Below are 3,642 nucleotides of genomic sequence, written 5' to 3'. Positions count from 1 at the left end.
CCTCCGCGTTGGTATTGCTGGGCCTGTTGGTTCGGGTAAAACGGCATTACTCGATGGTTTGTGCAAGAAGTTGCGCGATCGCTACCAATTGGCGGTAGTAACCAACGATATTTATACTCAAGAAGATGCTCAGTTTTTGGTTAATAGTCAGGCACTAGAGCCAGAGCGGATTATTGGGGTCGAAACTGGCGGTTGTCCGCATACAGCCATCCGTGAAGATGCGTCGATGAATATTGCTGCGATCGAGCAATTGGAGCAGAAGTTTACCGACCTAGATATTGTCTTTCTCGAAAGTGGTGGCGACAATCTTGCAGCTACTTTTAGCCCAGAGTTAGTAGACTTGACCATCTACACGATCGACGTTGCAGGTGGTGATAAAATTCCCCGCAAGGGTGGCCCAGGGATTACTAAGTCAGATTTATTGGTAATTAATAAGATCGATCTTGCCGCCCAAGTTGGAGCCGATCTGGCGATTATGGAACGAGACAGTATTAAGATGCGTGGGGACAAACCGTTTATTTTTACCAACCTGAAACTCGGTACGGGTTTGTCGGAAGTCGTCGATTTTGTAATCAGTCATATTGCTGTCGATCGCTAAGGAACGGCTCTCAGAGCATCTAATTGAGATGCAACAATCGATCTTTCAAGCAGATAGCTATTCGGACGGAATACGATCGCCAGCAGTCAATCGAATTGAAATAATATCGCTTGTTTAATCCGCTGATGTTCGGACGAGCGATAGTTCAGTTTGCGCTCTGACTTATCACAAGTAGCTACAATCCGAGCAGTGCGTCGATCTCTCGATGGCTGCACCCCAAAGTCTGTTGCTGTTTAGTGCGATCTATCGACAATTTATGCATCAACGGATACAGTTTTGTCGAGATCTGTCGCTGCTTAGTGCGGTTGAGACTTAGCAATTTGCGATCGAGATCGCTCTGATTGAGCGATCGAATTTCTAATGTGGTAATTTTCGACCAATCGGTTTGGGAGATCGGGCGATCGTTAAATAGCAGCCGTAGTAACGGCAATTTATGAATTGCCGTTACTACGGCTGCGTTCGGGCGAATTAATCTTGAACCAAGTGGATATGTTTATAACCTAGTTTGATACTAAAAGTATCGCCCTCTTTCAATCCCATTTCCTTGGTATAAGCAGCCCCGATCAATAATTGACCATTCTTATGAACCGTCGCCTTATAGGTAGCGGTTTTACCACGATTATCTCTACTGGTTTCGTCAAGTTTGACTCCTTTTGCTGTCAGCACAGCATCATAAAATCCAGATAGATCGGTGCGGGTGACACCTGCTTTGGTAGTTTTCACATAGCCACACTGTGTAGCAGTTTCACGCTTGGCAAGATGTGAAAGTTCTTTGACTTTTTGAAGCAGAGCTTTCCCGGTAAGTGGTGCTGTAGGGATGGTTGGTTCTGCTACGGAATCGACTTTAGGCATAGTTTAACTAGTGGATATGGCGGATGTTTGTGGCTCGATCTGCAATTTACTTTATGTATTAGCTTTGATGAAGCTCACCTTATATTAATATATTATGCACGCAATTATAGTTATAGTTCCAATAAACTTTAAGGTTAATTAGATTTTGTCACAGCTCGCGCTCAATTTGCTCGATTGGGGAGATCCCGATCGTCAAAATCAAATCCCCAATCTTCATCATCAAGATCGTTTGGAGGTGAGGAGCGATTCGATGATGTGGGTTTGACTGAAGGGATATTGTCATCTGCTTCATCTAAATCGGGATCGTCTAAATCTGCTGAGTCTGGTTCGTCATCAAATTCAGTTTCTAGCGGCTGTTTATAGGGCGGTTGAATCAATCGAAAATCAGCATCGTATACTTCTCGACTAGTGGATAACTGCCGATCTTCGTCTGTTTGCGCGTACCGATCTGGCTCGATTCGTTGGCTCTGCCGATCCACAGGAGCAGCGGTTTCAAATGTAGATTTATTACTCGACGACCGGACATTTTGCGGGCGCGGTAAGGGCGAATCTTCCCAATCTAGCTGGCGATTTTCAGTCGATCGATCTTCCCAATCATCGTCACGATCGTCGAAGTTTGTCTGTACTGATGGCTTGGGAGTAAATCGCTCGGTTAACTTCGTTCGATAACTTCTAAATGGGCTAGTTTTAGCTGATGGGGGAATTTCATCTCGAACGATCGGATCGACATTTTTGGTTGCGGATGAACGATCGGGTGAGGTATAAGTAAAAACATCTTCATCGGCTGCACCGACGCTACGCGATCGCACTTGGCGAGTTTGGCGATCTTTCACTCGGCGATCGATCTCTAGTAATATGCGGATCGTAATGCTAGATAATAATCCCAATCCGATCGCGATAATCAACCACACACCGATCGGTAAGGTCATGGTGGGCTGATTAAAAATCACGATCGCCATCGTTGGCAATAAATTAGATCCCACCACAATTCCTAATAAGATCGGGACGAGGATGACAATAATAATTTTCATATAACAACATTGTTGCTAGATCTGGATGTGTAAAAGATCGAGCGGGGAGGGGGGACTGGGGGACTGGGAGACGGGGGGACTGCGAGTGAGGAAGATTTTGGATTAAAAATCTATCTATTCTCCTCGTCCCTTCGTCCCTTCGTCTCCCCGTCTCTCTCCTAGCTATCGCTCTTCCACCGATTGAGGGGAATGCAGTCGATGTCGAGTCGATCTAAGGCTCTGGCAACGACAAAATCGACCAGGTCGTCGATCGATTGGGGCTTATGATACCACGCAGGGCAGGCTGGAACGACCGCTACACCCGCTTCAGCTAGAGTGGTAAGGTTCCTGAGGTGAATCAGGCTCAAGGGGGTTTCGCGGGGGACGATGACTAGTTTGCGACCTTCTTTAAGCTGAACGTCGGCAGCTCGTTCTAGTAAATCGCCACTCAATCCCGCTGCTAATTTTCCGACGGTGCTCATGCTACAGGGCATAATTATCATGCCTTGAGTTCGGTACGAACCGCTGGCGATGTTCGCGCCAACATCTCCCCAACGATGACAGCGGAGTTTGCCCGCCGTGGGGACTCCAGCCTGTTCTCGCCAAAAGTCTGCCTGTTCGTCTGGTTCGCTGGGCAACCTAATTTGGTCTTCGGCTTGAAATACCATGTATGTCGATCGAGATGCGACTAGTTCGATGTGATAGTCAGCAGCCAGTAAGTATTTAATCGCTCGAATGGCATAGATTAAGCCAGATGCGCCAGTGATACCGAGGATGAGGGGCTTCATTTGGGGAGTAAGGAGTAAGGAGTAAGAAGTAAGAAGTAAGAAGTAAGAAGTAAGGAGTACGAAGTAGGGAGTACGAAGTAGGGAGTACGAAGTAGGGAAAATCCCCTCCGAGGAGGGGTGCCCGTAGGGCGGGGTGGGTAGATCTTCGCTCAAAGGGTGTCTGAAAAGTCTTATTGGCTTCGATCGTAGATCTGAATCCCCCTAAATCCCCCTTTTCAAGGGGGACTTCCGGATCCGGTTCCCCCCTTTTCAAGGGGGGCTAGGGGGGATTTATAGGGTTTACGCTTAACAAACTAGATTTTTCAGGCACCCTCTCAAACCTAAAGCCTAAAGCCTAAAGCCTACCCCCGTGGCTGCCATACATTAGGCGGAATTAAGCCTGGATCCATCATTA

General features: G+C 47.1%; 5 protein-coding genes. 1 reads left to right on the top strand and 4 read right to left on the bottom strand.

Translation table 11 applies throughout. The features are described 5' to 3' along the window. The coding region (gene ureG / locus RMO79_RS02830) for an urease accessory protein UreG (protein WP_310481541.1) at positions 1–598 on the top strand (598 nt) is incomplete at its 5' end. Between the two features lie 175 nt (positions 599–773). Here the strand turns inward: ureG and RMO79_RS02825 are convergent. From RMO79_RS02825 to RMO79_RS02810, 4 genes are all read right to left on the bottom strand, one after another. Next, positions 774–1,028, bottom strand: coding sequence for a hypothetical protein (locus tag RMO79_RS02825; RefSeq protein WP_310481540.1), 255 nt, complete (start codon positions 1,026–1,028; stop codon positions 774–776). Between the two features lie 38 nt (positions 1,029–1,066). Then, positions 1,067–1,450: an AbrB family transcriptional regulator gene (locus tag RMO79_RS02820; RefSeq protein WP_310481539.1), complete on the bottom strand. Its 384-nt coding sequence runs from the start codon at positions 1,448–1,450 to the stop codon at positions 1,067–1,069. A gap of 161 nt (positions 1,451–1,611) precedes the next feature. Next, on the bottom strand, positions 1,612–2,481 hold the full coding sequence (locus RMO79_RS02815; RefSeq protein ID WP_310481538.1) for a hypothetical protein: 870 nt from the start codon (positions 2,479–2,481) through the stop codon (positions 1,612–1,614). A 158-nt stretch (positions 2,482–2,639) separates the two neighbouring features. Next, entirely contained in the window at positions 2,640–3,248 is a 609-nt protein-coding gene (locus RMO79_RS02810) for a flavin prenyltransferase UbiX (protein WP_310481537.1), read from the bottom strand. Positions 3,249–3,642 lie beyond the last annotated feature (394 nt).

This window comes from Chamaesiphon sp. VAR_48_metabat_403, assembly GCF_031422475.1.
Taxonomy (GTDB): Bacteria; Cyanobacteriota; Cyanobacteriia; order Cyanobacteriales; family Chamaesiphonaceae; genus Chamaesiphon.
The sequence above is the reverse complement of the archived record's forward strand: the minus strand, read 5'-3'. Positions and strand labels throughout refer to the sequence as shown.